The organism is Sphingobium sp. TKS, assembly GCF_001563265.1.
Taxonomy (GTDB): Bacteria; Pseudomonadota; Alphaproteobacteria; order Sphingomonadales; family Sphingomonadaceae; genus Sphingobium.
In genome coordinates, this window is sequence record NZ_CP005083.1 from 2,438,846 (window position 1) to 2,464,456 (window position 25,611).

The 25,611-nt window shown below is 63.4% G+C and carries 27 protein-coding genes, 1 tRNA gene and 1 other RNA gene; 15 read left to right on the forward strand and 14 right to left on the reverse strand.

What is annotated here, in order from left to right; genetic code table 11:
* The first annotated feature begins 21 nt into the window (after positions 1-21).
* Genes cofH through K426_RS12210 form a run of 4 tightly spaced genes read left to right on the forward strand, consistent with a single transcriptional unit; the run spans position 22 to position 4,768 of the window.
* On the forward strand, positions 22-2,418 hold the full coding sequence (gene cofH / locus K426_RS12195) for a 5-amino-6-(D-ribitylamino)uracil--L-tyrosine 4-hydroxyphenyl transferase CofH (RefSeq protein ID WP_443018225.1): 2,397 nt from the start codon (positions 22-24) through the stop codon (positions 2,416-2,418).
* A complete protein-coding gene (gene npdG / locus K426_RS12200; RefSeq protein ID WP_066557415.1) occupies positions 2,408-3,073 on the forward strand; it encodes an NADPH-dependent F420 reductase in 666 nt (221 codons plus the stop codon). The genes cofH and npdG overlap by 11 nt, the downstream gene beginning before the upstream one ends.
* A gap of 14 nt (positions 3,074-3,087) precedes the next feature.
* A complete protein-coding gene (locus K426_RS12205) occupies positions 3,088-4,260 on the forward strand; it encodes an acetyl-CoA C-acetyltransferase (protein ID WP_066557418.1) in 1,173 nt (390 codons plus the stop codon).
* 52 nt (positions 4,261-4,312) lie between these two features.
* On the forward strand, positions 4,313-4,768 hold the full coding sequence (locus tag K426_RS12210) for a carboxymuconolactone decarboxylase family protein (protein ID WP_087575796.1): 456 nt from the start codon (positions 4,313-4,315) through the stop codon (positions 4,766-4,768).
* 248 nt (positions 4,769-5,016) lie between these two features.
* Here K426_RS12210 and K426_RS12215 read toward each other — a convergent pair.
* Positions 5,017-5,092: transfer RNA gene (locus K426_RS12215), tRNA-Lys, on the reverse strand.
* Positions 5,093-5,137: 45 nt separating this feature from the next.
* Positions 5,138-5,638 (reverse strand): 2-amino-4-hydroxy-6-hydroxymethyldihydropteridine diphosphokinase, encoded by a 501-nt coding sequence (folK, locus tag K426_RS12220; RefSeq protein WP_066557421.1) that lies wholly within the window; start codon positions 5,636-5,638, stop codon positions 5,138-5,140.
* 23 nt (positions 5,639-5,661) lie between these two features.
* Between folK and K426_RS12225 the strand changes: the two genes are divergently transcribed.
* Positions 5,662-6,315 (forward strand): uracil-DNA glycosylase, encoded by a 654-nt coding sequence (locus K426_RS12225; protein WP_066557423.1) that lies wholly within the window; start codon positions 5,662-5,664, stop codon positions 6,313-6,315.
* Position 6,316: 1 nt separating this feature from the next.
* Here the strand turns inward: K426_RS12225 and K426_RS12230 are convergent, their stop codons facing one another.
* From K426_RS12230 to K426_RS12250, 5 genes are all read right to left on the reverse strand, one after another.
* A complete protein-coding gene (locus K426_RS12230; RefSeq protein ID WP_066557424.1) occupies positions 6,317-6,607 on the reverse strand; it encodes a putative quinol monooxygenase in 291 nt (96 codons plus the stop codon).
* 16 nt (positions 6,608-6,623) lie between these two features.
* Complete coding sequence (gene aguB, locus K426_RS12235; protein ID WP_066557426.1) at positions 6,624-7,472, reverse strand: N-carbamoylputrescine amidase; 849 nt, start codon at positions 7,470-7,472, stop codon at positions 6,624-6,626.
* 10 nt (positions 7,473-7,482) lie between these two features.
* A complete protein-coding gene (locus K426_RS12240) occupies positions 7,483-7,836 on the reverse strand; it encodes a DUF3147 family protein (protein ID WP_066557429.1) in 354 nt (117 codons plus the stop codon).
* Positions 7,837-8,817 (reverse strand): agmatine deiminase family protein, encoded by a 981-nt coding sequence (locus tag K426_RS12245; protein WP_066557434.1) that lies wholly within the window; start codon positions 8,815-8,817, stop codon positions 7,837-7,839.
* Positions 8,818-9,072: 255 nt separating this feature from the next.
* Positions 9,073-10,728, reverse strand: coding sequence for a M28 family peptidase (locus K426_RS12250; protein WP_066557437.1), 1,656 nt, complete (start codon positions 10,726-10,728; stop codon positions 9,073-9,075).
* A 123-nt stretch (positions 10,729-10,851) separates the two neighbouring features.
* Here K426_RS12250 and K426_RS12255 point away from each other — a divergent pair, with 123 nt between their 5' ends.
* Complete coding sequence (locus K426_RS12255; RefSeq protein WP_066557441.1) at positions 10,852-12,837, forward strand: alpha/beta hydrolase family protein; 1,986 nt, start codon at positions 10,852-10,854, stop codon at positions 12,835-12,837.
* 62 nt (positions 12,838-12,899) lie between these two features.
* Here K426_RS12255 and rpsD read toward each other — a convergent pair whose 3' ends face one another.
* A complete protein-coding gene (gene rpsD / locus K426_RS12260; RefSeq protein ID WP_066557445.1) occupies positions 12,900-13,514 on the reverse strand; it encodes a 30S ribosomal protein S4 in 615 nt (204 codons plus the stop codon).
* Between the two features lie 192 nt (positions 13,515-13,706).
* Between rpsD and K426_RS12265 the strand changes: the two genes are divergently transcribed.
* A complete protein-coding gene (locus K426_RS12265) occupies positions 13,707-14,006 on the forward strand; it encodes a chorismate mutase (protein ID WP_066557448.1) in 300 nt (99 codons plus the stop codon).
* Between the two features lie 36 nt (positions 14,007-14,042).
* Here the strand turns inward: K426_RS12265 and K426_RS12270 are convergent, their stop codons facing one another.
* From K426_RS12270 to rpiB, 4 genes are all read right to left on the reverse strand, one after another.
* Positions 14,043-15,098 carry a TrmJ/YjtD family RNA methyltransferase gene (locus K426_RS12270; protein ID WP_082748591.1) on the reverse strand — a complete coding sequence of 352 codons (1,056 nt, stop codon included), beginning with the start codon at positions 15,096-15,098 and terminating at the stop codon, positions 14,043-14,045.
* A gap of 88 nt (positions 15,099-15,186) precedes the next feature.
* Positions 15,187-15,648: a transcriptional regulator NrdR gene (nrdR, locus tag K426_RS12275; RefSeq protein ID WP_022682631.1), complete on the reverse strand. Its 462-nt coding sequence runs from the start codon at positions 15,646-15,648 to the stop codon at positions 15,187-15,189.
* 6 nt (positions 15,649-15,654) lie between these two features.
* Entirely contained in the window at positions 15,655-16,974 is a 1,320-nt protein-coding gene (glyA, locus tag K426_RS12280; RefSeq protein WP_066557451.1) for a serine hydroxymethyltransferase, read from the reverse strand.
* A 12-nt stretch (positions 16,975-16,986) separates the two neighbouring features.
* A complete protein-coding gene (gene rpiB / locus K426_RS12285; protein WP_066557453.1) occupies positions 16,987-17,424 on the reverse strand; it encodes a ribose 5-phosphate isomerase B in 438 nt (145 codons plus the stop codon).
* A gap of 102 nt (positions 17,425-17,526) precedes the next feature.
* Between rpiB and K426_RS12290 the strand changes: the two genes are divergently transcribed.
* The gene (locus K426_RS12290) at positions 17,527-17,724 is read left to right on the forward strand and encodes a hypothetical protein (protein ID WP_066561728.1); all 198 of its coding nucleotides are present in this window, start codon (positions 17,527-17,529) and stop codon (positions 17,722-17,724) included.
* Here the strand turns inward: K426_RS12290 and K426_RS12295 are convergent.
* Positions 17,721-18,806 (reverse strand): HPP family protein, encoded by a 1,086-nt coding sequence (locus tag K426_RS12295; protein WP_066557456.1) that lies wholly within the window; start codon positions 18,804-18,806, stop codon positions 17,721-17,723. The two genes, K426_RS12290 and K426_RS12295, sit on opposite strands and share 4 nt — an antisense overlap.
* Positions 18,807-18,990: 184 nt before the next feature.
* The gene (locus K426_RS12300) at positions 18,991-19,647 is read right to left on the reverse strand and encodes an alpha/beta hydrolase (RefSeq protein WP_046762752.1); all 657 of its coding nucleotides are present in this window, start codon (positions 19,645-19,647) and stop codon (positions 18,991-18,993) included.
* Positions 19,648-19,778: 131 nt separating this feature from the next.
* On the opposite strand from K426_RS12300, the gene K426_RS12305 reads away from it, so the two are divergent.
* The 7 genes from K426_RS12305 to K426_RS12335 all read left to right on the forward strand — a co-directional run bounded on the left by K426_RS12305 (position 19,779) and on the right by K426_RS12335 (position 25,485).
* On the forward strand, positions 19,779-20,825 hold the full coding sequence (locus K426_RS12305) for a cysteine desulfurase family protein (RefSeq protein WP_066557458.1): 1,047 nt from the start codon (positions 19,779-19,781) through the stop codon (positions 20,823-20,825).
* A complete protein-coding gene (locus K426_RS12310) occupies positions 20,822-21,910 on the forward strand; it encodes a cysteine desulfurase family protein (RefSeq protein ID WP_066557459.1) in 1,089 nt (362 codons plus the stop codon). The genes K426_RS12305 and K426_RS12310 overlap by 4 nt, the downstream gene beginning before the upstream one ends.
* 23 nt (positions 21,911-21,933) lie before the next feature.
* Entirely contained in the window at positions 21,934-22,269 is a 336-nt protein-coding gene (locus tag K426_RS12315; RefSeq protein ID WP_066561729.1) for a 2Fe-2S iron-sulfur cluster-binding protein, read from the forward strand.
* Positions 22,270-22,271: 2 nt separating this feature from the next.
* A complete protein-coding gene (gene blaSGM / locus K426_RS12320) occupies positions 22,272-23,201 on the forward strand; it encodes an SGM family class A beta-lactamase (RefSeq protein ID WP_066557463.1) in 930 nt (309 codons plus the stop codon).
* Between the two features lie 152 nt (positions 23,202-23,353).
* Positions 23,354-23,451, forward strand: an RNA gene (gene ffs, locus K426_RS12325) — signal recognition particle sRNA small type.
* Between the two features lie 103 nt (positions 23,452-23,554).
* A complete protein-coding gene (locus tag K426_RS12330; protein WP_066557466.1) occupies positions 23,555-25,165 on the forward strand; it encodes a DNA polymerase III subunit gamma/tau in 1,611 nt (536 codons plus the stop codon).
* Positions 25,162-25,485 carry a YbaB/EbfC family nucleoid-associated protein gene (locus K426_RS12335; RefSeq protein WP_066561731.1) on the forward strand — a complete coding sequence of 108 codons (324 nt, stop codon included), beginning with the start codon at positions 25,162-25,164 and terminating at the stop codon, positions 25,483-25,485. Before K426_RS12330 ends, K426_RS12335 begins: the two co-directional genes overlap by 4 nt.
* Positions 25,486-25,611: the final 126 nt, after the last annotated feature.

Genomic DNA, 25,611 nt, shown 5'->3' on the forward strand with positions numbered 1-25,611 from the left:
AAAGATAAGATGATGGAGCGGATGATGACGGGCAGGAACGGGATGAGCGAACAGGCGGCAGCTTTGCTGGAAACGCCCTTGGCCGATCTGCTGGCCGCCGCTTCGGCGCTGCGCGAGGCAGGCCATGGCCGTGTGCAAAGCTGGTCGCGCAAGATATTCATCCCGCTGACCCAGCTTTGCCGGAATCTTTGCCATTATTGCACATTCTCCCAGCCCCCGCGTCCCGGCGAGAACGCCTATATGACCCGCGAGGAGGTGCTGGCCGTCGCCCGCGCAGGCAAGGCGGCGGGTTGCACCGAGGCGCTGTTCACTCTGGGCGACAAGCCCGAACTGCGCTTCACCGCCGCCCGCGAGGAACTGGCGCGGCTCGGCCATGCCACGACCATCTCCTATCTCATCGAAATGGCCGCGCTGGTACGTGACGAAACCGGACTACTGCCGCACATCAACGCCGGCGTCATGACCCGCGAGGAAATGGCCGCGCTCCGCCGGGTTTCCGTAAGCCAAGGCCTGATGCTGGAGTCCATTTCAGACCGGCTCTGCCGGAAGGGTGGCGCGCATTATCGCTCGCCTGACAAGGAACCGGCGGCACGGCTGGAAACGATCCGCCTCGCGGGCGAACTGCAAATCCCCTTCACCACCGGCATATTGATCGGCATCGGTGAAACCCGCGAGGAGCGGGTCGAAGCGCTCGAAGCCATTCGAGACCTGCATGAAGGCTATGGCCACATCCAGGAAGTCATCGTCCAGAACTTCCGCGCCAAGGAGCGCACGGTGATGGCCCATGCGCCCGAACCGGACATGGAAGACCTGCTCTGGACCATCGCCGCCGCTCGCCTGATTTTGGGTCCTGAAATGAACATCCAGGCGCCGCCCAATCTCTCGGCTGCCGACTTCCCGCGCCTGCTGTCGGCGGGGATCAACGACTGGGGCGGAGTCTCGCCGGTCACGCCCGACCATGTGAACCCCGAAGCGCCCTGGCCCGAAGTCGAGCGCCTGCGCATGGCGACCGAAGGGGAGGGGCGGATGCTGGTCGCGCGCTTGCCGGTCTATCCCGCCTATGCGCAGGATAATGATCGCTGGCAGGATGCGGCCATGGTGCGCCACATCCTCGCCCATGCCGATGCGGACGGCTTTGCCCGCGAGGATAGCTGGTCGCCGGGCATAGCGCTGGAGCCCCGCGTCACGCGCCCCTCGACCCTGCCGGTCGATCCGAAGATCGCCGCCATCGTCGAGCGCGCCATGACGGGCACTTTGCTGGAAGAGGAGGAGATCGCTGCGCTCTTCTCCGCCCGCGAAACCGACCTCGAACATATTTGCGACAGCGCTGACGCCTTGCGCGAACAGGTGATGGGCGACGAGATCAGCTATGTCGTCAACCGCAACATCAACTATACCAACATCTGCGCCTATAAATGCAGCTTCTGCGCCTTCTCCAAGGGCGACAAGGCGGAGGAACTGCGCGGCAAACCCTATGATCTCGACCTCGAAGAAGTCATCCGCCGTACCCGCGAGGCCTGGGATCGCGGCGGCACCGAGGTCTGCCTGCAAGGCGGCATCCACCCGCATTATACCGGCGAAACCTACATCAACCTTGCCAAAGCGGTCCGCGCCGCCGTGCCGGAGATGCATATCCATGCCTTCTCCCCGCTGGAAGTCTCGCAAGGCGCTGCGACGCTGGGCCTGACGGTCGAGCAATTCCTGATCCGCCTTAGGCAAGCGGGTCTCGACACGCTTCCCGGCACGGCGGCGGAAATCCTCGACGATGAAGTCCGCGCTCAGATCTGCCCGGACAAGCTCAGCACCGAGAAATGGCTGGAGGTGGTCGAAACCGCGCACAAGGTCGGCTTCACCACCACCGCCACGATCATGTTCGGCCATGTCGACACGCCCCGCCATTGGGCGCGCCATCTGATCCGCATCCGCGACCTCCAGCGCCGCACTGGCGGCTTCACCGAGTTCGTGCCGCTGCCCTTCGTCCATATGGAAGCGCCCATGGGCCTGCGCGGCGAGGCGCGCCATGGCCCGACCTTCCGCGAAGTCCGGCTGATGCACGCCGTGGCGAGGCTCGCGATGCACCCCCATATCCGCTCGATCCAGACCAGTTGGGTCAAGCTGGGCGAGGAGGGAGTGAAGGCCTGCCTTATGTCGGGCGCCAATGACCTTGGCGGCACGCTGATGAATGAGAGCATTTCCCGCGCCGCCGGCACCCAGCACGGGCAGGAGATGCCGCCCGCCGCCATGGAGGCGCTGATCCGCTCGCTGGGCCGCACCCCGCGCCAGCGCAGCACCGCCTATGGCGCCATCGCCCAGGATATACATGAGCGCGGCATGGCCGCTGAGGAACTCACCCCGATGATCCTCACGCCCCCGCGCAAGCGCCGAAAAGAACAGGAGAGGTTTGAATATGCAGAATGAAGCTCTGGCGAGCATCGCCGTCCTTGGCGGCACCGGCAAGGAAGGCGGCGGCCTGGCCCTCCGCTGGGCGCATAAGGGCCACAAGGTCATCATCGGCAGTCGCACCGCCGAGCGCGCGCAGGAAGCCGCCGCCCAGATGAACGAGCTTCTGGGGGAGGGCGCTGTCACCGGCGCCGCCAACCCGGAAGCCGCCGCGCAGGCCGATATCGTCGTCCTCGCCGTGCCCTATGCTGCGCAGCAATCGACGGTGAAGGATGTCGAACCGGCGCTGGCGGGCAAGATATTGATCGACGTGACCGTTCCCCTGGTCCCGCCCAAGGTCAGCCGCGTCCAGCTTCCCGAAGGCGGTTCCGCCGTCGAAGCCGTGCAGAAGATGTTGGGCGAGGGTGTGCGCGTCGTCTCCGCCTTCCAGAATATCAGCGCCCATCACCTCACCAAGCTGGATGAGGAAGTCGAGTGCGACGTTCTGGTCTGCGCCGACGACAGCGAAGCCGCCGATACTGTGGTCGCGCTCGCGCAGGAAATCGGCCTGCGTGCCTGGAATGCAGGCCCCTTGTGCAACTCGGTCGTGGCGGAAGGCCTCACCTCCGTCCTGATCGCCCTTAACCGCAAATATAAAGTTCCCGGCTCCGGCATCCGTATCACCGGCGTCTGACAGGAGAAAAAGACATGGCTGAAGCCTATATCGCCGCCGTCGCGCGCAGCGCTGGCGGCAAGCGCGGCGGTCGCCTCGCTGGCGTCCACCCCGCCGATCTCGCGGGCAAAGTCCTTGCGGGGCTGGTCGAACGCTCCGGCTTAGACCCCGCCGCTGTCGAGGATGTCATCATGGGCTGCGCCTGCCCCGGCGGCGAGCAGGGCGCCAATATCGCCCGCAACGCCGTCCTCGCCAGCGGCCTGCCGGAATCCGTCCCCGGCACCCATGTCGACCGCCAATGCGGCTCTTCGCAACAGGCGCTGCACTTCGCCGCCGCCACGGTCATGTCCGGCGTGCAGGATGTGGTGATCGCGGCGGGGGTCGAAAGCATGACCCGCGTCCCCATGGGCCTGCCCTGGACGCTTCCCGCCAAACATGGCTTTGGCACCTATCGCAGCCCCGGCATCGAGGCCCGCTATCCGAACCAGCCCTTCAGCCAGTTCGGCGGCGCGGAAATGCTGGCAAAGAAATATGGCCTGACTCGTGATGTGCTGGACGCCTATGCGCTCGAAAGCCATCGCCGTGCAGCCGCCGCGACGGAAGCAGGCAAGTTCGACGCGGAAATCATCCCCCTCGAAATCGTCACCCCGGAAGGCGAAACCGTCCTCCACAAGATCGACGAGGGCATCCGCTTCGACGCGACCCTGGAAAGGATCGCCAGCGTCAAGCTGCTGACCGAGGATGGCGTGATCTCAGCCGCCAACGCCAGCCAGATTTGCGACGGAGCCGCTGCGCTGCTGGTGGTCAACGAACGCGGCCTCAAGGCGCATGGCCTGACCCCGCTCGCGCGCGTGCATGAGATGACCGTGCTGGGCCACGACCCCGTCATCATGCTCGAAGCCCCGATCCCCGCGACGGAAAAGGCGCTGGCCAGAGCGGGCATGAAGCTCTCCGACATTGACCTTTATGAAGTCAACGAAGCCTTCGCCCCGGTCCCGCTGGCATGGGCGCAGGCGCTCGGTGCCGACCCGGCGAAACTCAATGTCCATGGCGGCGCGATCTCGCTCGGTCACCCGCTCGGCGGCTCAGGCGCGAAACTCATGGCGACGCTGGTGAGCGCCCTCCGCGACCGGGGCTCCCGCTATGGCCTGCAAACCATGTGCGAAGCGGGCGGCATGGCCAACGTCGCTATCGTCGAAAGGCTCTGAGATCATGGCGCGGCTCGCCCTCCCACCCGGCGACGGAGAGGAGGGCGCCCGCATGTGGTCCCTCCGCCCGGATCTTGGCGCTGCGGCGCATGCCTTTGGCGACGCGTTGCAGGAGGGGGCGCGGCTTCCGGTCCGCATTCGCGAAGCCGCCCGCATCCGTATTGCCCATATCAACGGCTGCATTCCCTGCTCGGAAACGCGGGTGGAGGATATGGAACGCCACGGCCTTACCGAAGATTTCTACGCAGGGGTCGACGATCCGGACCGGCGCACCGATTATGCGCCACGCGAAGCGCTGGCCATCGCTTTTGCCGAACGCTTCGCGACAGGCCCGGCCGCCTTTGACGACCTGTTCTGGGCGGAACTCCATGCCCAATTCAGCGCCGCAGAATTGCTGGAACTCGCCACCCATTGCGCGAAATGGCTGGGCCTTGGTCGCCTCAATGCAGTGATGGAGATCGCCACATCCTGCCCGATCCGCATCAGCGCCGGGCCGGATATTCCCTGACAACCGGCTACATCTCTCCACCATTTCGCCGGAAATGCGGTGAACCGATGCTCTGCGCCAAAGCGCTCCGGGAACCAGACGCATGGTTAAGCCGTTCATCTTGCAGAAAGAATTGGAGAGGGCAGATGGACGACGCGCTGAAGCCTCATGCCATGTTCGGCATCCTGTTCGGCCTGCTGGTGTCGATCGAACTATGGTGCTGCGCCGCGCTGCTGCTGACAGCCCTGACCTGATGATCGGAAGGGGGATGGTGAGCCCTGCTGGATTCGAACCAGCGACCTACTGATTAAAAGTCAGTTGCTCTACCGACTGAGCTAAGGGCCCTCATATCATGAGGTCCGCACGCACTAGAGGCGGTGGTGCGGCTGGTCAACCTCCAGAAATCGCTTTTCGTAAGCGGAAGCGCAAATGGCGCATGGAAAGTCCTGAAACCGGGTCGCGCCAATCCGGGGCAATCGCGCAAAGCGGCGTCAGCACGAAGTCCCGCTCCCGAAAAGCCGGATGCGGGATGCGCAGTGAACGGCTGTTCCACCGCCCGCCGGACCAGAGAATGATGTCGATATCCAGACGACGTGCTCCCCAATGCATGAATCGCTGGCGCCCCAGGCGGCGCTCGATCGCCTGCAAGTGCAAAAGCATCGCCTCGGGCGGCAAGCGGCTCTCCACCAAGGCCGCGCTATTGGCGAAAATCCGCCGCGATGGTCCCAGGGGCAGTGTTTTTATGACAGGAGCCACGGCCAGAACCGTGCCCAACTGCCCGATCAGGCGAACTGCTTCCTTCAGCAAGCGCGCAGGAGCGAGCCGGGCCGACAGCGGGCGGTTCGATCCCAATGCGAGCGCGTAAACATGACGAGTGCTTGTCTTTGTCATCCGACAGCGCCTATCCCGTCGCCATGACGCTGCAAAGCCCTATCCCGCATAGCGAACCGCCGCATGATTGTCCGCTTTGCCCGCGCCTCGTTGCGTTCCGCGACGAAAACCGGGCAGAACATGCCGACTGGTGGAATGCTCCGGTTCCCGTTTTCGGTGATCCTCTCGGCAAGATCGCGATCATCGGACTGGCGCCCGGCAAATCGGGCGCCAACCGCACCGGCCGGCCCTTTACCGGAGATTATGCCGGCGATCTTCTCTTCGCGACGCTCCACAAATTCGGGCTTGCCGAAGGCGTCTATGAAGCGCGCGCGGATGACAGCCTGAAGCTGCGGAACATCATCATCCTCAATGCGGTCAAATGCCTGCCGCCGCAGAACAAGCCACTGCCGGAGGAAATCCGCAATTGCCGGGCCTTCCTGAAACCCGCGGTGGCAGCGTTGCCCAATGCGCAGGTCTTCATTGCGCTCGGCCAAATCGCGCACCAGTCAGCCGTGAAGGTGCTGGGCGGCAAGCTCCCCAAGGCGCGCTTCGCCCATTTGGCGGAGCATCGCATGCCCAGCGGCAAGATCGTAATCGATAGCTATCATTGCTCGCGCTACAACCAGAATACGGGGCGGCTGACCGCCGAGATGTTCGAGGCGGTCTTCGCCCGCGCGCTGACGCTCAGCGCATGAGTCAGCGCATCAGATAGTCAAGATAAGCCCCATCCGGCGGCCCGTCGAGCGCCGCCATCAGCGAGGCGAACAGCCCCTTGTCGATCAGCGCCGCAGCCGATTTGTGCGCGTCGACGTCGGCCCATCGCTCGATAAAGACGAAGCGCCGTTCATTCCCCAAATCGCGCAGCATTTCGACACCCTCGCAGCCGGGCAGCGGACGCACTGCATCCGCTATGGCACGCAGGGCCGTTTCCAATGCGGCGTCCATGCCTTCCTTCGCGTGCATGATATAGTGCCGGGCAACGGTCATAGCCTCTCTCCTGCTGTCAGATATCCTGGGCGATACGTGCATAAAGCTCCGGCCGCCGGTCGCGAAAGAAGCCCATGCCGGCCCGATGTTTGCGCGCTTGCGCCAGATCTAGTGTCGCCACCAGCGCGCCATTGTCCCTAGCGTCGGCTTCGGCGGCGAAATCGCCCCATTCGTCGCTGATGAAGCTGTGGCCGTAGAATTTCTGACCATCTTCCTCACCGATACGGTTGGCGGCGACCACCGGCATGCAGTTGCTGACCGCATGGCCGATCATTGCGCGGCGCCACATGCGGCTGGTGTCGAGGCCGACGTCATAGGGTTCCGATCCGATCGCGGTCGGGTAGAACAGCATTTCCGCGCCCATCAGCGCCATCACCCGCGCGGTTTCGGGATACCATTGATCCCAGCATATGCCAACGCCGATGGTGCCGAACTTGGTCTTCCAAACCTTGAAGCCCGTATTGCCGGGGCGGAAATAATATTTTTCCTCATAGCCCGGCCCGTCCGGGATGTGGCTCTTGCGATAGAGACCCATGATCTCGCCCTCATCGTCGATCATGGCGAGCGAATTGTAATAGTGCTGCCCATCGCGCTCGAAGAAGCTGGCCGGGATATAGACGCCCTCGGCCTTCGCCACCTTGCGCATTTCCTGCACGGCGGGATGCTCGTCGAGCGGCAGAGCATTGGCGAACAGCGCTTCTTCCTCGACCTTGCAGAAATAGGGGCCTTCGAACAGTTCCGGCGGGAGGACGATCTTCGCGCCCCGCGCGGCGGCCTTCACGACATGGCCGGCGACCATTTCGATATTGTTCGCCCGGTCGTCGGAAAAGGCGAGCTGGAGCGCGGCAACGGTGACTTTGGTCATGAACGATACCCTAGAGTCGAATGCCCATCCGGGCGGCAATGGCAACGGTCAGGAGATAGAGCAGGATCGTCAGCACGCAACCCACGATCAGCGCTGGCCCAAAGCCAACCCCACGCCGCAGCAGCATCGGGATCAGCAGGAACATCGGCAGCGAGGGAATGACATAATAGAATGTCGCCTCTGCATGGCGCGCCATATTCTCGACATCGGGCTTGTCGTTCCACAGCCAGATCATCCCCATCACCGAAATCAGCGGCAGCGATGCGATCAGCGCGCCAAGGCCCGGATAACGCCGCGACACCACCGACACGATGGCGATGATGATACCGGAAATAAGCGCCCGCAGCGCCAGAATCGCGCTCATCTAAGCGGACGGCATTTGCTGGCTGCAACAGTGGAAGCTGCCGCCGCCCGAAAGAATGGCGTCGCTGCGCAGCCCGACAATCTCCCGGCCAGGGAAGAAGGGTCTGAACGCATTCAAGGCTGCCTGATCATTGGGCTGGCCATAGATGGGCACGATGACCGCTGCATTGCCGATAGCGAAATTCATGTAGCTTGCCGGAATGATTTCGCCGTCCACGACGACGCGGCCGGGGGAGGGGATCGACGCCACCTCTATGCCGAAGGCCTTGGCCCGTGCCCGCGCATCGGCATAGATCGCCGCATTGGGATCATCCTCCGTGCTCGCTTCGGGCAGGGCCAGCACGCCCGGCGCCACGAAGCGCGCCAGATTGTCGACATGCCCGTCCGTATGGTCATTGAGCAGCCCATCGCCCAGCCACAGCATATCCGACAGACCCAGCGATCCGGCCAGCAGGGTTTCGATCTTGCCCCGGTCCAGTTCCGGATTGCGATTGGGGTTGAGCAGGCATTGCTCGGTCGTCACGAACAAACCCGTGCCGTCTGTATCGACCGCCCCTCCCTCGAACACCCAATGCTGGGTCGAGGTCGGCAGGCCCGTCATCGCCGCCAGGCGCGCGCCGATATTCTCATCGCCGGGCATCCGATATTTGCCGCCCCAGCCGTTGAAGCCGAAATCCACCAGCGCACGTTCGGACTCGCGCAATACTGCAATGGGGGCCGTGTCGCGCAACCATACATCGCCCAGCTTTTGAACGACGATGCTGACGTTCGGCGCCAGTCTGCGCCCGACCTCCGCATCGCCTTCATTGGCGCAGACCAGCCTTACTTCCTCACCCCTGCCATTGGCGTGAAGCGCGCTCGCAAAATCCGCGATCTGCTGCCGCGCCTGGTCAAACGCGCCTGGCCATTCCTCGGGAGAGGTGGGAAAGCCGATCCAGGTCCATTCATGCGGCGCCCATTCGGCGGGCATACGGAAAGTCATGGGCTTGGCTCCTGTCTGCGGGTGTTCTTCGCGCCTCTACAGGATCGCGGCGCGCATTCCAGAGGCATTATGAGGAATGGCCAATTCGGGTGGAAGGCGGACGGTCTGCTTCGTACGGCTTTTCTTGAAGCACATCGTGCTCCTGCGAAGGCAGGAGCCCAGTTCCTATGGTGCGATGATCCACAAGCGGCGGAACTGGGTTCCTGCCTTCGCAGGAACACGGATCACTTAATGGCTTGCATTGCCCGAAACCCGCTATTTCCCGGCGCGGCTCTTGTCGCGGATCGCCCGGAATTCGTCCCCCGGCATCCAATTGGGCCAGTCGGTCGTGTTCGCCAGCGCCCGCCCGACATCATAATAAAGCTTCAGATCCGCCTTCACGCCACCCCAATCCCATTTGGGATCATATTCATCCTTGGGCCCGTGATAATGATGTTCCTCATACTCCTTGGCGGTTTTGGCGCCCGCAGCGGGTCCGCCCTTCACCAGGTTCTGCCCGCCCTCGAAATAGAGCATCGGCACGCCATGCTTGGCGAAGCTGAAATGGTCGGAGCGGTAATAAAAGCCCTTTTCCGGCGTCGGCTCCAGGCTGGCGACCCGCTTCTGCGCCGCCAGCGCCCGGTCCAGATAGGCATCGAGCTGGGACTTGCCCTTGCCGATCACGACGACATTTTTCGCCAGCCCCGCCATGCTGAGCGCGTCCATATTCACGCCGCCCACCGTCCGGCCCAGCGGAAAGACCGGATGATTGCCATAATAGGCTGATCCCAGCAGCCCCGATTCCTCCGCCGTCACCGCCAGGAAGACCTGGCTGCGATCCGTCGGTCCGGCCTTCACATTGGCTTCCGCCAACGCCACCAGCGCAGCGGTCCCCGTCGCATTGTCGATAGCGCCGTTGCAGATGTCGTCGCCGTCGGGCGCCGCTTCGCAATGGCCCAGATGATCCCAATGCGCGGCATAAAGCACATATTCGTCGGGCCGCGCCTTGCCGGGCAGCAGGGCGACGACATTCTTCGAACTATGCTTGCGGATGGCATTGTCGAAGCTGAGGTTCGCCTTCATGCCCTTCAACGGCACGGCCTTGAACCCGCGCTTCTTCGCCGCCGCCATCAACGTGTCCAGATTAAGCCCCGCGCTCGCCATCAGCGCGGCAGCCTTGTCCTTCTGCATCCAGCCGATCGCGGCGGACTGGTCGGCATTGCCGTTGGCGCTGTCCGCGACATGCTGAGCGCCGGTCCAGCTCGACTGCACGACATTCCAGCCATAGGCGGCGGGCACCGTGTCATGCACGATGATCGCCGCCGCCGCGCCCTGCCGCGCCGCTTCCTCGAACTTGTAGGTCCAGCGGCCATAATAGGTCATCGCCCGCCCGTTGAACGGCCCGCGCAGGGTCGGGGTCTGGTAATCGGGATCGTTCACCAGAATGATGACCGTCTTTCCCTTCACATTGACGCCGGCATAGTCGTTCCACTTCTTCTCCGGCGCGTTGATGCCATAGCCGACGAAGATGACCGGGCTGTCCTTCACCTCGACATGCGGCTGTCCGGTGCGATAGGTGGCGATCACCATTTCCGGTCCGTAACTGGCGGAAACAGCGCTCTTGCCGCCGGTGAAGCGGAGCGGCGACACATTTTTCGCGTCGATCTCGACCAGCGGCACATCCTGGAACCAGCTACCCTTGTTGCCGGGCTTCAGTCCCAGCACCTCGAACCGCTGGACCAGATAGGCGAGGGTCTTTTCCTCCCCCACCGTCCCCGGCGCGCGGCCTTCATAAGCGTCGGAAGAAATCTCCTTCACCACCTCCTTCATCGTGTCGATGGAAGGGCCGTCGTTCGAGGACGCGGCGGAGGCTGGCAGCGCGCAGGACAGGGCGATGAGCGGTAGCGTGATCTTGGCGAAAGAGGGGCGCATCAGGGGGGAACCTCGACAGATGGATTGGTGCGATGATGGCACCGCGCACCGGAACCGGCAAGCGTCAGGCGTTGACAGTTTTACGGCTGTATATATTTCTGGACCCCGCAAGGGGGTAGTTTCATGCGATTGAAGTTTCTGAATTTTTTACCATGGGTTGCGTTCGTCGTGCCGGCCCATGCACAAAGCGATGCTGCCAAGGCCTTCGGCGCCCGGCCCGCCGTTTCCGATGTCAGCATTTCGCCCGATGGCCAGTCGCTGGCGATGATCGAGGCGACAGCAGGGCGTGGATCGGTCGTGTCGGTGCTCAAGATCGGCGGCGATGCCGACCGCAAGTTGATCCTTGCCTCGAACGGCAATCCGGACCAACTGACATCCTGTGGCTGGTCGACCAATGACCGCATTCTCTGCAACGTCTATATGATCAGCACCGTGTTCGGACAGAGGACCGGCCAGACGCGCATGTTGGGCGTCAATGCCGACGGGACGGACGTCAAGATGGTGAGCGCCCGGCAAAGCACGACGCAGCTGGGGATCGCTCTTGGCGGCGGCAGCATTCTCGACTGGATGGGGGAGCGTGAGGACGGCACCGTCCTTATGGATCGTTATTATATTCCCGAACAGACGACCGGGCACTTGACGGCGCAAAGCAGACAGGGGCTGGGCGTAGACCGCGTGAACACGCGCAGCCTTGCGCGTTCTATGGTCGAAATCCCGCGTGGCGATGCCGTGTCCTACATCACGGACGGCCATGGGGCGGTGAGGATCATGGTGACGCGTCCGACGACCAGCATGGGCTATGGCGGGCATCGTTACGAATATTTCTATCGGAAGAAGGGAAGCCGCGACTGGCTTCCGCTCTCGACCCAGTCGGTTTCGGGTGTCGTTGCACAGGGTTTTGAGGCGCAGGCGGTCGATTCCGACCTGGACGTCGTTTACGGCACGGATGCGGAAAATGGGCGTGCGGGCCTTTACCGCATCAGTTTGGACGGCAGCATGAAGAAGGAGCTGGTCTACGACCGCAGCGATGTCGATGTGACCGACCTGATCCAGATCGGCCGCCAACAGCGCGTCGTGGGCGTCAGTTGGGCCACCGACCGGCGCCATTCAGCTTTTTTCGATCCGGAGCTCAAGAAATTCGCGGCGGCGCTGGGCAAAGCGCTGCCCAATGCGCCGCTGGTCAGCTTCGTCGATGCCAGCGCGGACGAGCAGAAGCTGGTCCTTTATGCAGGCAGCGATATCGACGCGGGCCGCTATTATCTGTTCGACAAGGCGACCAAGCAATTGGGCGAGATCATGGCGATCCAGCCGGCGCTGGATAAATACAGGCTCTCGCCGGTCAAGCCGGTCGGCTTCGTCGCTTCGGACGGCAAGACGATCCCCGGCTATTTGACCTTGCCGCCAGGCAGCGACGGCAAGGGGCTGCCCGCCATCGTCATGCCTCATGGCGGGCCGTGGGCGCGCGATGAATGGGGCTTCGACTGGCTCGCGCAATTCTTCGCGCATCAGGGTTATGCCGTGTTCCAGCCCAATTTTCGCGGTTCGACCGGGTTTGGCGCTGACTGGCTGGGAGGCAGCGGCTTCAAATCATGGCAAAGGTCGATCGGTGACATCAACGATGCCGGAAAATGGCTGGTCAGCCAAGGGATAGCCGATCCCGCCAAGCTGGCGATCGTCGGCTGGTCTTATGGCGGTTATGCCGCTCTTCAGTCCGCGGTGGTCGATCCGCGGCTCTACAAGGCCATCGTCGCCATCGCGCCGGTCACGGACATAGGCGACTTGCAGCAGGAATGGAAAAGCGACCTCAGCCCCGCCTCACTCGAAGCGATGTTCGGTGACAGCGCCGTCGCGCAGGCCGGGTCGCCTGCCCGTCATGCCGATGCCTTCGTCGCGCCGGTGCAGCTATTCCATGGCGATATCGATCAGAATGTTTCGATAGCGGAATCGCGCACCATGGCCTCCCGCCTCAGGAGCAAGGGCAAGTCGGTCGAACTGGTGGAGTTCAAGAATCTGGACCATCAGTTGAACGATAGCGATGTGCGCGCGCAGATGCTTGATCGCGCTGATAATTTCCTGAGGTCTGCCCTGAAACTCGAACCGGCCAAATAGGCAAAAGAAAAGGGGCGGCCCGATCGGACCGCCCCTTTCTTGTTTCGAATATTCGCCGCCGATTAGCGCGAATAGAATTCGACGACCAGATTGGGCTCCATCTTCACCGGATAGGGCACTTCGTCCAGCGAGGGCACGCGGACATAGGTGACCTTGGCGGCGCCATCGGGCGACACATAGTCGGGGATGTCGCGCTCGGGCAGACCCTGCGCTTCCAGAACCAGCGCCATTTCCTGCGCCTTCTTGCCCAGGGTGATTTCGTCGCCCGGCTTTACCAAGCGGCTGGCGATGTTGCACTTCACGCCGTTCACATAGATGTGGCCGTGCGAAACGATCTGGCGGGCCGAGAAGATGGTGGGCGCGAACTTGGCGCGGTAGACCACGGCGTCCAGGCGGCGCTCGAGCAGGCCGATCAGGTTCTGGCCGGTGTCACCCTTCATGCGGGCGGCTTCGATATAGCTCTTCTTGAACTGCTTTTCGGTGATGTCGCCGTAATAGCCCTTCAGCTTCTGCTTGGCGCGGAGTTGGATGCCATAGTCGGACATCTTGCCCTTGCGGCGCTGGCCGTGCTGGCCGGGGCCATATTCACGCTTGTTGACCGGGCTCTTGGGGCGACCCCAGATATTCTCGCCCATGCGGCGGTCGAGTTTATACTTGGCGCTGGAACGCTTCGACATGATATTTCCTTACAACTGCTAACAACGTTATGCCCGGTATCGCCTACGATCCATATTTCAGGGGCAGGGCCACCGCTTCACCGGGATGCGGGACCAATCGCGAAGCGGCGCCTATGGAGAAGGGATGGGAGCCTGTCAACCCCGAACGTCAACCCTCGACAGGCCCGGTTTCCGGGCTTAGTTCCACCACCCATGAATCCTGAAAGCTACACGACCATGGCCGAAGTCCGCGCAGGCGTGGACGAAATCGACCGCCAGCTTGTCGCGCTGCTCGACCAGCGCTTTGCCCATATGCGCGCCGCTGCCCGGATCAAGCCGGATCGGGGGGCTGTTCGCGATGAGCCTCGCAAAGCTGAAGTCATCGCAAATGTGTGCGCTGAAGCGGAGCGCCTGGGCGTCCCTTCCGATGTGGTCGGGGAGTTGTGGGACAAGTTGGTCGAAGCCTCGATCGCCTATGAGATGAACGAGTTCGATCGCCTCCGGTCCTCTTAGTCCGTCATTTCCCGCGCAGGCAGGGATGACGGAGGTTCAGCGCGCCCGTGGATTGCCCAACGCCGACAGCACGCCGCGAAGGGTCCGCACTTCCAGATGGTTCCAACCCGGCTTAGTCAGCAGGTTCCGCAAAGTCCGCTTGGTTGCGGGCGCCCGATCCGGCGGAAAGAAATAGCCCGCGCCTTCGAGCAGCGTCTCGAACTGGTCGATCATCCCCTCCAGTTCCGCTTGCGGAGCCGGTTCGCCTAGATCGACCACGGTCGGCTGCTCCAGCCCAGCCTGCTTCGACCATTCATAGGCGCACAGGATCACCGCCTGCGCCAGATTGAGCGACCCGAACTCCGGATTGATCGGTACGGTCAGGATTTTCCGCGCCAGCGCCACATCTTCGGTCTCCAGCCCCGACCGCTCTGGCCCGAACACATAGGCAGAGCGCCCCGCTGCCTCATGGATTTCCCGTGCAGCCTCTTCCGGCGTCACAACCGGCTTGGTCACGCCCCGCTTGCGCACGGTGGTCGCATAGACATGGGCGCAGTCGGACACTGCATCAGCCAGCGTCTCGAAAACCTTGGCCTTGTCCAGCACCACATCCGCGCCAGCCGCAGACGGTCCGGCATCCGGATTGGGCCAGCCATCACGTGGGCTGACCAGCCGCATCTCGGTCAGCCCGAAATTGAGCATGGCACGCGCCGCCTTGCCGATATTCTCGCCAAGCTGCGGCCGAACTAGAACGATGACGGGGGAGGGGGATTGTACTTGTTCCATAGTTCCGTTCGTCCTGAGTAGGGGCTGAGCTTGTCGAAGCCCCGTATCGAAGGATTTGCGCGCCAACAGGCGGATCTCGTTCCAATCGCCCGCGATCAAGGCTTCCTTTTTCTTCCGCGACCAGCCCTTAATCTGTTGCTCGGCGGAAAGCGCTTCGTTGCGAGTCCCGAAATCCTGTTGCCAAACGAGTGATACAGGGCGCCGTTTTTGCGTGTAACCTTCGACCTCACCAGCCTGATGCTGGGCTACGCGATATTCGAGATTATCCGTGTGACCCAGATAATAGCTGCCGTCCGAGCAGCGCAGCATATAAGCGTGGAATGTCATGGCATGGTCCTTCGATACGCCATTTCGACTTCGCTCAATGGCTACTCAGGACGAACGGAGGTGGGAAGGCGGTGGGGAGATCACCGTCTCACTCACTGCCCACCTCTTTCACGGTGGAGGCAAAATCCTCGAAGTCCCGTGCGTCGGTGAAGTCCTTATAGACGCTGGCAAAGCGGATATAAGAGACGCTGTCGAGGCGTTTCAGACCCTCCATCACCATCTCGCCTATAGCCCGCGCAGGAACTTCGCCGTCGCCGGACGTTTCCAACTGCCGCTGGATGCCGGAAATCAGCTTTTCCAGGCGGCTCGGATCGATCGGCCGCTTGCGGCACGCGATCCCGATGGAGCGGGCCAGCTTGTCGCGATCAAAGGCTTCCTTGCGCCCCTCGCTCTTCACCACCCATATGTCGCGGAGCTGAATCCGCTCGAAGGTGGTGAAGCGCGCGCCACAGGCTTCACACTGACGCCGACGGCGAATGGCGGCGCCATCCTCCGTCGGGCGGCTGTCCTTGACCTGACTGTCGTCATGGGCACAGAAAGGGCAACGCAAGGGCGATCAGCCTTCGTAGATCGGGAAACGGGCGCAAAGGGCCGAGACGCGCTCGCGGACATTGGCTTCCACGGCGGCGTCGCCATGCTCGCCATTGTCACGCAGGCCTTCCAAGACGTCCGCGATCATGTCGCCAATGGCCTCGAACTCGGCCACGCCGAAACCGCGGGTCGTACCGGCGGGCGAGCCCACGCGGATGCCGCTGGTCTTGGTGGGCGGCAGCGGGTCGCCCGGCACGCCATTCTTGTTGCAGGTGATGAAGCTGCGCTCCAGCGCCTCGTCCGCATCCTTGCCCGAAATGCCATAGGGACGCAGGTCGATGAGTGCCAGATGCGTGTCGGTGCCGCCCGACACCACAGCTAGGCCGCGCTGCTCCAGCTTGCCGGCAAGCGCCTTGGCATTGGTCACGATCGCCTGGGCATAGGTCTTGAACTCCGGACGCAGCGCCTCGCCAAAGGCAACCGCCTTCGCCGCGATCACATGCATCAGCGGGCCTCCCTGAAGGCCGGGGAACACCGCCGAGTTGATCTTCTTCGCTATGGCTTCGTTATCGGTCAGAATCATGCCGCCACGCGGACCGCGCAGGGTCTTGTGCGTGGTGGTGGTCACGACATCGGCAAAACCGAAAGGCGTCGGATGCGCGCCACCCGCGACCAGACCCGCGAAATGCGCCATGTCGACCATCAGCAGCGCGCCGACCTTGTCCGCGATGGCGCGGAAGCGGGCGAAGTCCAAATGCCGCGGATAGGCCGAACCGCCCGCGATGATGAGGGTCGGCTTTGCCTCGATCGCCTGCGCTTCCAGTGCGTCATAATCGATGACATGCGTATCCTCGCGCACGCCATACTGTACGGCATTGTACCACTTGCCCGACAGCGCCGGCTTGGCGCCATGGGTCAGGTGACCACCAGCATCGAGCGACAGGCCCATGATGGTGTCGCCCGGCTTGGTCAGCGCCAGCATGACCGCGCCGTTCGCTTGCGCGCCCGAATGGGGCTGCACGTTCACGAAGCCGCAGTTGAAGATCTGCTTGGCGCGGTCGATGGCGAGCTGCTCGACCTCATCCGAAGGCGCGCAGCCCTGATAATAGCGCTTGCCCGGATAGCCTTCGGCATATTTGTTCGTGAAGACCGAACCCTGTGCCTCCAGCACCGCCTTTGACACGATATTTTCCGAGGCGATCAGTTCGATCTGGTTCTGCTCGCGCTTCAGTTCGTTGGTGACGCCCGCGAAGACCGCCGGATCGGCATCGGCCAGGCTGCGCGTGAAATAGCCTTCCGAACGGATATCGGACAGGTCGGGCTGGGTGAGGGTGGCGGTGCTCATAGGGCAGGCTCCTTAAAGCGCGGGCTGGGAGAGTTTCTCGACGCGGCCGGCATGGCGGCCACCGCCGAAATCTGTGGAAAGAAAGGTAGCGACGCAGGCCTTGGCCATGTCCACGCCGGTCAGGCGCGCGCCCAGGGCAAGGACGTTGGCGTCATTATGCTCACGCGAGAGCGCGGCGGAGAGAGGTTCGGACACCAGCGCGCAGCGACAGGCGGGGTTGCGGTTGACGGCGATGGAAATACCGATGCCCGACCCGCAAAGCGCAATGCCGCGCTCGGCCGCGCCCGAAGCAATTGCCGTCGCCAGCTTGTAACCGAAATCGGGATAATCCACCCGATCGGCGGTCGCCGGACCCAGATCGTCGACCTCATGGCCTTCGGCGCGCAGCCAGTCTGCGAGTTCCGCCTTCAGATCAACGGCGGCATGATCGGAAGCGAGTGCGATTTTCACGGTAAAGCTGTCCTGTCACGCAAAAGGTGATTCGTTCCCGCGCCTCATAGGGGCTGAACCGCGATATTGCCACAGTCCACCCGCCCGCCTATGGCCTGCTTCATGGCTGGCACGATTTTATCCATATTGATGCTTGCGGGCATGGCTCTGACGGGCGGCGGCATTTATGCGATCGTCAAGAAGAGGGACCGCAAGCGCGGCACGCTGATGATCGTCGCGGGGCTGGTGATGTTCGTCAACGTCGCCATCACCGCCATTCCGGGCTCCGACCTGCCCGTGCTGGAAAACGGCAGCCGTTAAGCGCGAAGGGCCACCGCCGCCAGCAGATCGGTCTGCGTGATGAGGCCGCGCAGCATCCGGTCGTCATCCACCACGATCGCCTCGCGCCGCCCTCCGCCGGTCAGGGGACGCAGCAGCGCCGCCACCGGCGTATCCGCGTGCACGATATAGGGTTCCGAAGCGATGTCGCCCACGCGCTCACCCACGCGCGCCAGGTCCAGTGGGCCGACTACGCCATGCACGCGTCCGGCATTGTCCAGCACTGGCAAGGACAGTAGCCGCCGGAGGTGGAGCAGTGCCCGCGCCTCGGCCACCGGCTGGCCTTCCCGCACCGAAATCACGTCGCGAGACATGATCTCGCCGCAGGTCAGCCGGCCATGCGCCCGCTCGGCTGCGCGCATCTCCGCGTCGTGCAGGACGATCTGCAAGTCGGCCGCATCCACGTCCAGCGTCTCGCCATAGGCATGCAATGCCTCTTCGACGTCCTGCTCCGACGGCGAGCGCAACAGGGGGGCGGGATCGCTGGTGCCATGGGTGCCGGGTGCCTTGGGCACGATATGGGGATAATTATGCCCGGCCAGCCGATGGAAGATGATCGCGACGGTCACGAGCAGCGCCGTATTCACCGCCACCGGAACGAAGGCGAACATATAGCTCGGTGCGCCTTGCGTGGCTCCCAGGACCGCGGACAGCGCCACGGCCCCGCCGGGTGGGTGCAAGCAACGCAATAGCGACATGACGCCGATTGTGCTGCCCACCGCCAGCGCGGCGGCAATGGTCGGATCGGGGATCAGCTTTGCCACGCTGATGCCCACCAGCGCCGACACCACATTGCCACCCAAGACCGGCCAGGGCTGGGCCAGCGGACTGGCCGGCACGGCAAAGAGCAGCACCGCCGACGCCCCCATGGGCGCGACCAGCAGCGGATGGGCGATCCCGTTCCCCAGCATCAGCCCGCATAGCAGGCCGGTAATGGCGATCCCGCCGATCGCTCCGCTTGCTGCCTTCAGCCGGTCCAGAAAGCCCGGTCCCGCCGGTGCGGGGATGAAGGCGCTATAATAGCGGCTCCAGATCAGGCGGACGTCATTCTTGGGCTCACTCATCACGCGCTGCCGCTAAAGCCCGCACCCTTCCAGGCCAAGCGCAAATTTACTCGTCCGCCGCAATCGCAGCTTCGCGCTAATGCTCTCACAAGCTTGGAGAGGGGATAGGAGGGGGCCAGTTCGTAACCCAAAAGAAAAGGGGCCGCTTTCGCAGCCCCCAATCTTGCAAATCTGTAACCCCAGCTCACCGTATAGGCGAATCCGGCGACAGCCGCATGTCGAGATAATTATCCACCGACTTCATCAACTGCTCCAGCTCATGTTCGAAAAAGTGGTTCGCGCCACGGATCTCGTCATGATGGATGGTGATGCCCTTCTGGGTGCGCAGCTTGTCGACCAGCTTCTGCACGGCGCTCGCGGTGACGACCTCGTCCGCCGTTCCCTGGACGATGATGCCCGAGGAAGGGCAGGGCGCCAGGAAGGAGAAGTCATACATGTTCGCTGGCGGTGCGACCGAGATAAAGCCCCGTATTTCCGGGCGCCGCATCAGCAACTGCATGCCGATCCAGGCGCCAAAGGAGAAACCGGCGATCCATGTCGTCTGCGCCTCCGGATGGAAGCTCTGCACCCAGTCGAGCGCCGCAGCGGCGTCGCTCAATTCGCCAATGCCGTTGTCGAACGTGCCCTGGCTGCGCCCCACGCCACGGAAATTGAACCGCAGCACCGCAAAGCCGCGCCGCACGAAGGTCTTGTAAAGCGCCTGGGTGATACGGTCGTTCATCGTGCCGCCGCCCTGGGGGTGCGGATGGAGGATCATCGCGACCGGCGCGCGGGGGCGGGGGGGAGGGCTGAAGCGGCCTTCGAGGCGGCCTTCGGGTCCGGGGAAAATTACGTCGGGCATGGCACCTGTTATGGTTCTGGGCCGTCGATACGGCGAATGGAGACGGCGCAGCAGCCAATGCTGGCGCTGCGCGACAGACCGCCTATATAGAAGTCGCCACCATTTCCGCAATCAATGAGTGTCTTCCGTCCGTGGCTTCCCACCGTCTCTATCTGGATCACGCTGCCACCACGCCGATATTGCCGCAGGCGCAAGCGGCGATGATCCAGGCGCTGGAAAGCTGGTCCAATCCCTCCAGCCCGCATGGCGACGGCCGCGCAGCCCGCGCCGCGCTGGAGGACGCTCGCCGTCGGATCGGTTCTGCGCTGGGTTGGGACGGGCATGTCATCTTCACCTCCGGCGCCAGCGAAGCCATTGCGATCGCGCTGACCCGCAGCAAGGCGGGACGAATCCTGACATCGCCGGTCGAGCATGATTCGGTCCTGCGCGTGACACCGGAGGCCGAGCGGCTGGAGGTGGATATCAACGGCCTCCTTATTCATCATTCCTGTTTGCACGTTAATGACGGCGGAAAAAGCCTCCTCGCCATCCAGCACGTCAACAATGAAACCGGCGTGATCCAGCCCCTGGAAGAGATCGACCGCGAGGGCGTCATCCTTTTCGCGGACTGCGCCCAGAGCGCCGCCAAACTCCCTCTCCCCGACGCTGACATGATCGCCATCAGCGCGCATAAATTCGGCGGCCCTCCGGGGATCGGTGCGTTGCTCATCAAGGATCTGACCCTGATCCACGCCAGCGGCGGGCAGGAACAGGGCTATCGCGCAGGCACGGAAAACCTCCCCGCCGTCCTCGCCATGGCGGCGGCGCTGGAGGCCCGCACCGACTGGATTCCCAAGGTAGCCACCCTGCGCGCCAAGCTGGATGACGCCATCGAAGCATTCGGCGGCGAGATCGTCGCGCGCGACGCCCCGCGCATCCCCTCCATCGCAAGCTACCGCATGCCCGGCCTTTCGGCCCGCGCCCAGCTTATCCAGTTCGATCTCGCGGGCATTTCCGTCTCGGCCGGCAGCGCCTGTTCCTCCGGCTCGCTCAAGACCAGCCATGTCCTCCACGCCATGGGTTGGGATGAAGCGCAGGCAGGCGAAGTCATCCGCGTCAGCTTTGGCCCCGCCACCAGCGAAGCCGACATAGACCGCTTCATCGAAGCCTGGACCAGCATGGCGGCGCGCGCCCGATGACCATCTATCTCGACTATCAGGCGACCACGCCGCTCGCGCCCGAAGCCTTTGACGCCATGGTCCCGCTGCTCCGCGACCAGTTCGCCAACCCCCATAGCGCCCACCGCCTGGGCCGAGTCGTCGCCGCGCAGGTAGAGGTCGCGCGCGCCGAAATCCTGAAGCTGTTTCCGGAGGGCGGCCGCCTCCTCTTCACTTCCGGCGCTACCGAAGCGCTGAACATGGCGATCCGGGGCGCGCCTTCGGGCGGAATCGTCACTGTCGCCACCGAACATGCCGCCGTTCTTGACACTGTCGAAGCGCAGGGCAGGGCGGGGCGCGACGTCGCCATCCTTCCAGTGGGCTCCGACGGCCTAGTGGATCTCGACCAGGCCGCCAAAGCCATCCGCCCCGGCGTGGCCTTGGTCGCGGTCATGCTGGTCAACAATGAAATCGGCGTCATTCAGCCGGTTGCGGAACTGGCCGAGCTTGCCCACCGTGCGGGCGCCCTCTTTCTCTGCGACGCCGTGCAAGGCTATGGCCGCGTCCCCATTCCGCCCTTATGCGACATGGTCGCGATCAGCGCCCACAAAATCCACGGCCCCAAAGGCGTCGGCGCTCTCTGGCTTCGCGAGGGCGTCGATCTCACCCCCGTCATCCATGGCGGCGGGCAGGAAGGTGGCCTGCGCTCGGGCACCCTTTCGCCCGCTCTCTGCGCGGGCTTCGGCGCTTCTGCCCGCTTGATGCGGGAGCGCGCCGAAACCGACCGCGCCCATGTCGAATCGCTTTGGACAGCCGCCCGCGACCTCTTTTTCCAATGGACGCTCAACGGCAGCGAAACCTGTCGCTATCCCGGCAATCTCAACCTTCGCCGGGCTGGAGTGGACGGTGCGCGGCTGTTGTCGGAATGCCGCGATGTCGCTTTTTCGCTCGGCAGCGCTTGCGCAAGTGGGTCCGGGCGGCCTAGCCATGTGCTGCGCGCACTCGGCCTTTCAGACGCGGAGGCGCGTGGATCGGTGCGGATCGGCTTTGGCCGGTACACGACGCTGGCCGAACTGGAGGATGCCGCGAGGATATTGAATGAGGCAGCCCAAATATGGGCGCCTTGAAGAAAAGCGGGGAACGTCGCACCATGACCAGGGTAATCTTCATCAGCGCCGATGGAGAGCATAAGCAGGAGGTTGAAGCACCGGCCGGATCGGTCCTGCTGGACGTCGCCCAAGCCGCGGGACAGCCGCTTGAGGGCACCTGCGAAGGCCAGATGGCCTGCTCCACCTGCCATGTCATCGTCGACGCCGCCGACTTCGCCAAGCTCAAAAAGGCGAGTGAGGATGAGGAGGACATGCTGGACCTCGCCGCCGCGGCGACCCGCACCAGCCGCCTGTCCTGCCAGATCATACTGGACGAGAAGCTCGAAAGCCTGACCGTCCGCATCCCCGGCGAATCCTATAATATGCAGGGGATGTAAGCTTGCCCAAACGCCTGATCTTTGCGGCCCTGCTGCTTGCCGCCCCGGCTTTGGCGCAGGATGAAGCCCCCCGCCAGTCGCTCCTCCCGCCGCCGCCCCGCTATATGGTGAGCGAATCGGCCATGAAATCGGTCCGCAATCCCAAGGAGATCGAAACCGAAACCGGTGGCCGGTTGGGCGTCGCGCTGGTCGACAGCAAGGGCGCGCTGATCCTGGGTTTCAACCGCGACGAGCGTTTCGCCATGTGCTCGACCTTCAAGGCGCCGCTCGCGGCAGCCATCCTGACGGGCGCGGAAGGCGGCAAATTCGGCCTCGAAGGCCAGATCAGCTTCACCAAGGCGGACATTCTGGACTATGCCCCGGTCGTCAAGAAGAACGGCAAGCGCGGACGCATGTCGATGGAGGAACTGGCCGCCGCTGCCGTAGAGGTCAGCGACAACAGCGCCGCCAATCTGCTGCTCCCGATGATCGGCGGCCCGGAAGGTCTTACGATGTTCATCCGCGCTCATGGCGACACCGTGACCCGCCTCGACCGGACGGAACCCACGCTCAACGAGAATGTCGAGGGCGACGAGCGTGACACCACCAGTCCAGCCGCCATGGCCGGACTGATGGGGCGCCTGATCTTTCGCGACCTCAAAACCGAGAGCGCCGGCAAGTTGCGGGGCTGGCTGAACGCCAGCACCACCGGCACCAACCGCATCAAGGCAGGCCTTCCCAAGGACTGGACTTCCGGCAGCAAGACCGGAAGCTGCGGCACCGCCTATAATGATGTGGCGCTGGTGAAGTCGCCCGCCGGAGAGGAATATATCCTCGCCATCTATCTCGACCGCCCCACGGTAGATGCCAAGGTTGCCGAAGCCGCCATAGCCGAAACTGCCCGAGCCGCGCTGGATTTTGTTGGAAAAGCGCAGAAGACGGGTCTGGAATAGCGCGGGACATCGACCTGTGGGTTGTCGTGCTCCTGCGAAGGCAGGAGCACCTAAGGCAGGAGCACCTGATTCCTTGGCCTCGCTTTTTGCCTTTCGTAACAGTGATCGTCCGCGACCCCTTGCTATAAACTCATCACTTCGCCATATGCCGCGCCGGGAGTCGGGCGGACGTAGTCGTCGCGAACCTGGTCAGGTCCTGACGGAAGCAGCCACAGTGATTTCGCTGCGGGTCGTTCCGGCTCCCACCTCCATTCATCGCAGCGTCGATGTCCTCATCCGGCAGCGAAACAAAACCCGCCCCTTAAAGGCTTTCCGGCTTCGACAGCCTCGCCCCAAGCCGCTAGACTGATCGAATGTCCGATTCCCCTCAGCCCTATCGCGTGCTTGCGCGCAAATATCGCCCGCGCAATTTCCGGGAACTGATCGGGCAGGACGCCATGGTCCAGACGCTGGGCAACGCGATCCGGCGGGGTCGGCTGGCCCATGCCTTTCTGATGACCGGCGTGCGCGGGGTGGGTAAGACCTCCACTGCCCGCCTGATCGCCAAGGCGCTCAACTGCATCGGCCCGGACGGGCGGGGCGGCCCGACCATCGACCCCTGCGGCGTCTGTGAGCCCTGCCGGGCGATTGCCGAAGGCCGTCATATCGACGTGGTCGAAATGGACGCCGCCAGCCATACCGGCGTCGACGATGTGCGCGAGATCATCGAGGCGGTGCGCTACGCCGCCGTCTCCGCCCGCTACAAAATCTACATCATCGACGAAGTTCACATGCTCTCGAAGAACGCGTTCAACGCGCTCCTGAAGACGCTGGAGGAACCCCCGGCGCATGTGAAATTCCTCTTCGCGACGACCGAAGTGAACAAGGTGCCGGTGACGGTCTTGTCCCGCTGTCAGCGCTTCGACCTGCGCCGCATCCCTGCGGAACTGCTCGCGGCCCACTTCGCCCATGTGGTCGAATCCGAGTCGGTCGCAGCCGAACCCGACGCGCTGTCGCTCATCGCCCAGGCGGCCGAAGGGTCTGCCCGCGACGGCCTTTCCATCCTGGACCAAGCCATTGCCCATGCCGAAATGGGCGAAGGGGCACCACTCGTTACCGCCACCCAGGTCCGCGACATGCTGGGCCTGTCGGATCGCGGTTCCACCCGCCGCTTGCTTGGGCTTTTGCTCGAAGGCGACACCGGCGCGCTGCTTGGTGCCGTGCGCGACCAATATGCGCTGGGCGTCGAGCCGTTGTCGCTGATGCGCGGCTTGCTCGAACTGGTCCACGCCGTAACGCTGGTGAAGGCCGGGCGCGACATCGCCAATCCCGGCCAGTCCGCCGAAGAACGCGAAGCGCTGGCCGACTGGGCCTCGCAATTGGGCTTCGCGCCGCTCCACCGCCTCTGGCAGCTTCTGCTCAAGGGCCATGACGAGGTCGCCAACGCCGCTCTGCCCATCGAGTCGTGCGAAATGGCGCTGCTGCGCGTAATGCACGCCGCGACCATGCCCGATCCGGGCGAGATCGCCCGCCTGCTTCGCGAAGGCGCGCCCACCGCTGCTGCCCCCGGCCAAGCATCCGCTGCGCCATCCTCCGGCGCGCCTGCGGCCAACTTTCCCGCCAGCTTTGAAGATCTCATCGAAGCTTTCTGGCAAAAGGGCAAAGGTCAGCTCGCGCAGGAAATGCACGATTGCATCGGCGTGACCCGCTACGCCCCGCCAGAACTGGACTTTACCGGCGCGCCCTCGCTGCTGCCTGGTTTTGTCAGCCGCATCACCCCGGCGTTGCGGGAAGTCACTGGCGTGGCCTGGCGCGTCACGCAAAGCGATGGCTCTGCCGTGCCGACCCTGCTCGAACAGGAAATGCGCAAGGCGGCGGACGCTCGCGCGGAAATCATGGAAACCCCGGTGGTCAAGGCGGCGTTGGCCGCTTTCCCCGATGCCGAGCTTAGCGATGAGCTTGAACAATGGAGCGCAGAGCGATGAAAGATTTGAATGAAATTCTAGGCATGGCGAGCCGCGTGCAGGAGGAACTGCAACGCGCGCAGGAAAATCTCGATAAGTTGGAGGTCGAGGGTTCGGCCGGCGGTGGTCTGGTGAAGGTTCGCGCCTCCGCCAAGGGCCGCATATTGGGCGTCGCCATCGACGACAGCCTGCTTTCCCCTACGGAAAAGCAGATGCTGGAGGATCTCGTCACCGCCGCGTTCAACGATGCGCGCAAGAAGGCCGACGAAGTGTCCAACGCCGAAATGGGCAAGATGACCGCCGGCTTGCCGCTGCCCCCCGGCTTTAAATTGCCTTTCTGATTGAACTTATGACAGGATCAGCCCTTATTCATCATTCCGGATCTATAAGGCATGATTGAACCATGCGGTGACTCTCCCCATAAAGGCGATGAACCGCATGACTGGGTGGAATAAGCGCCCCGGAGA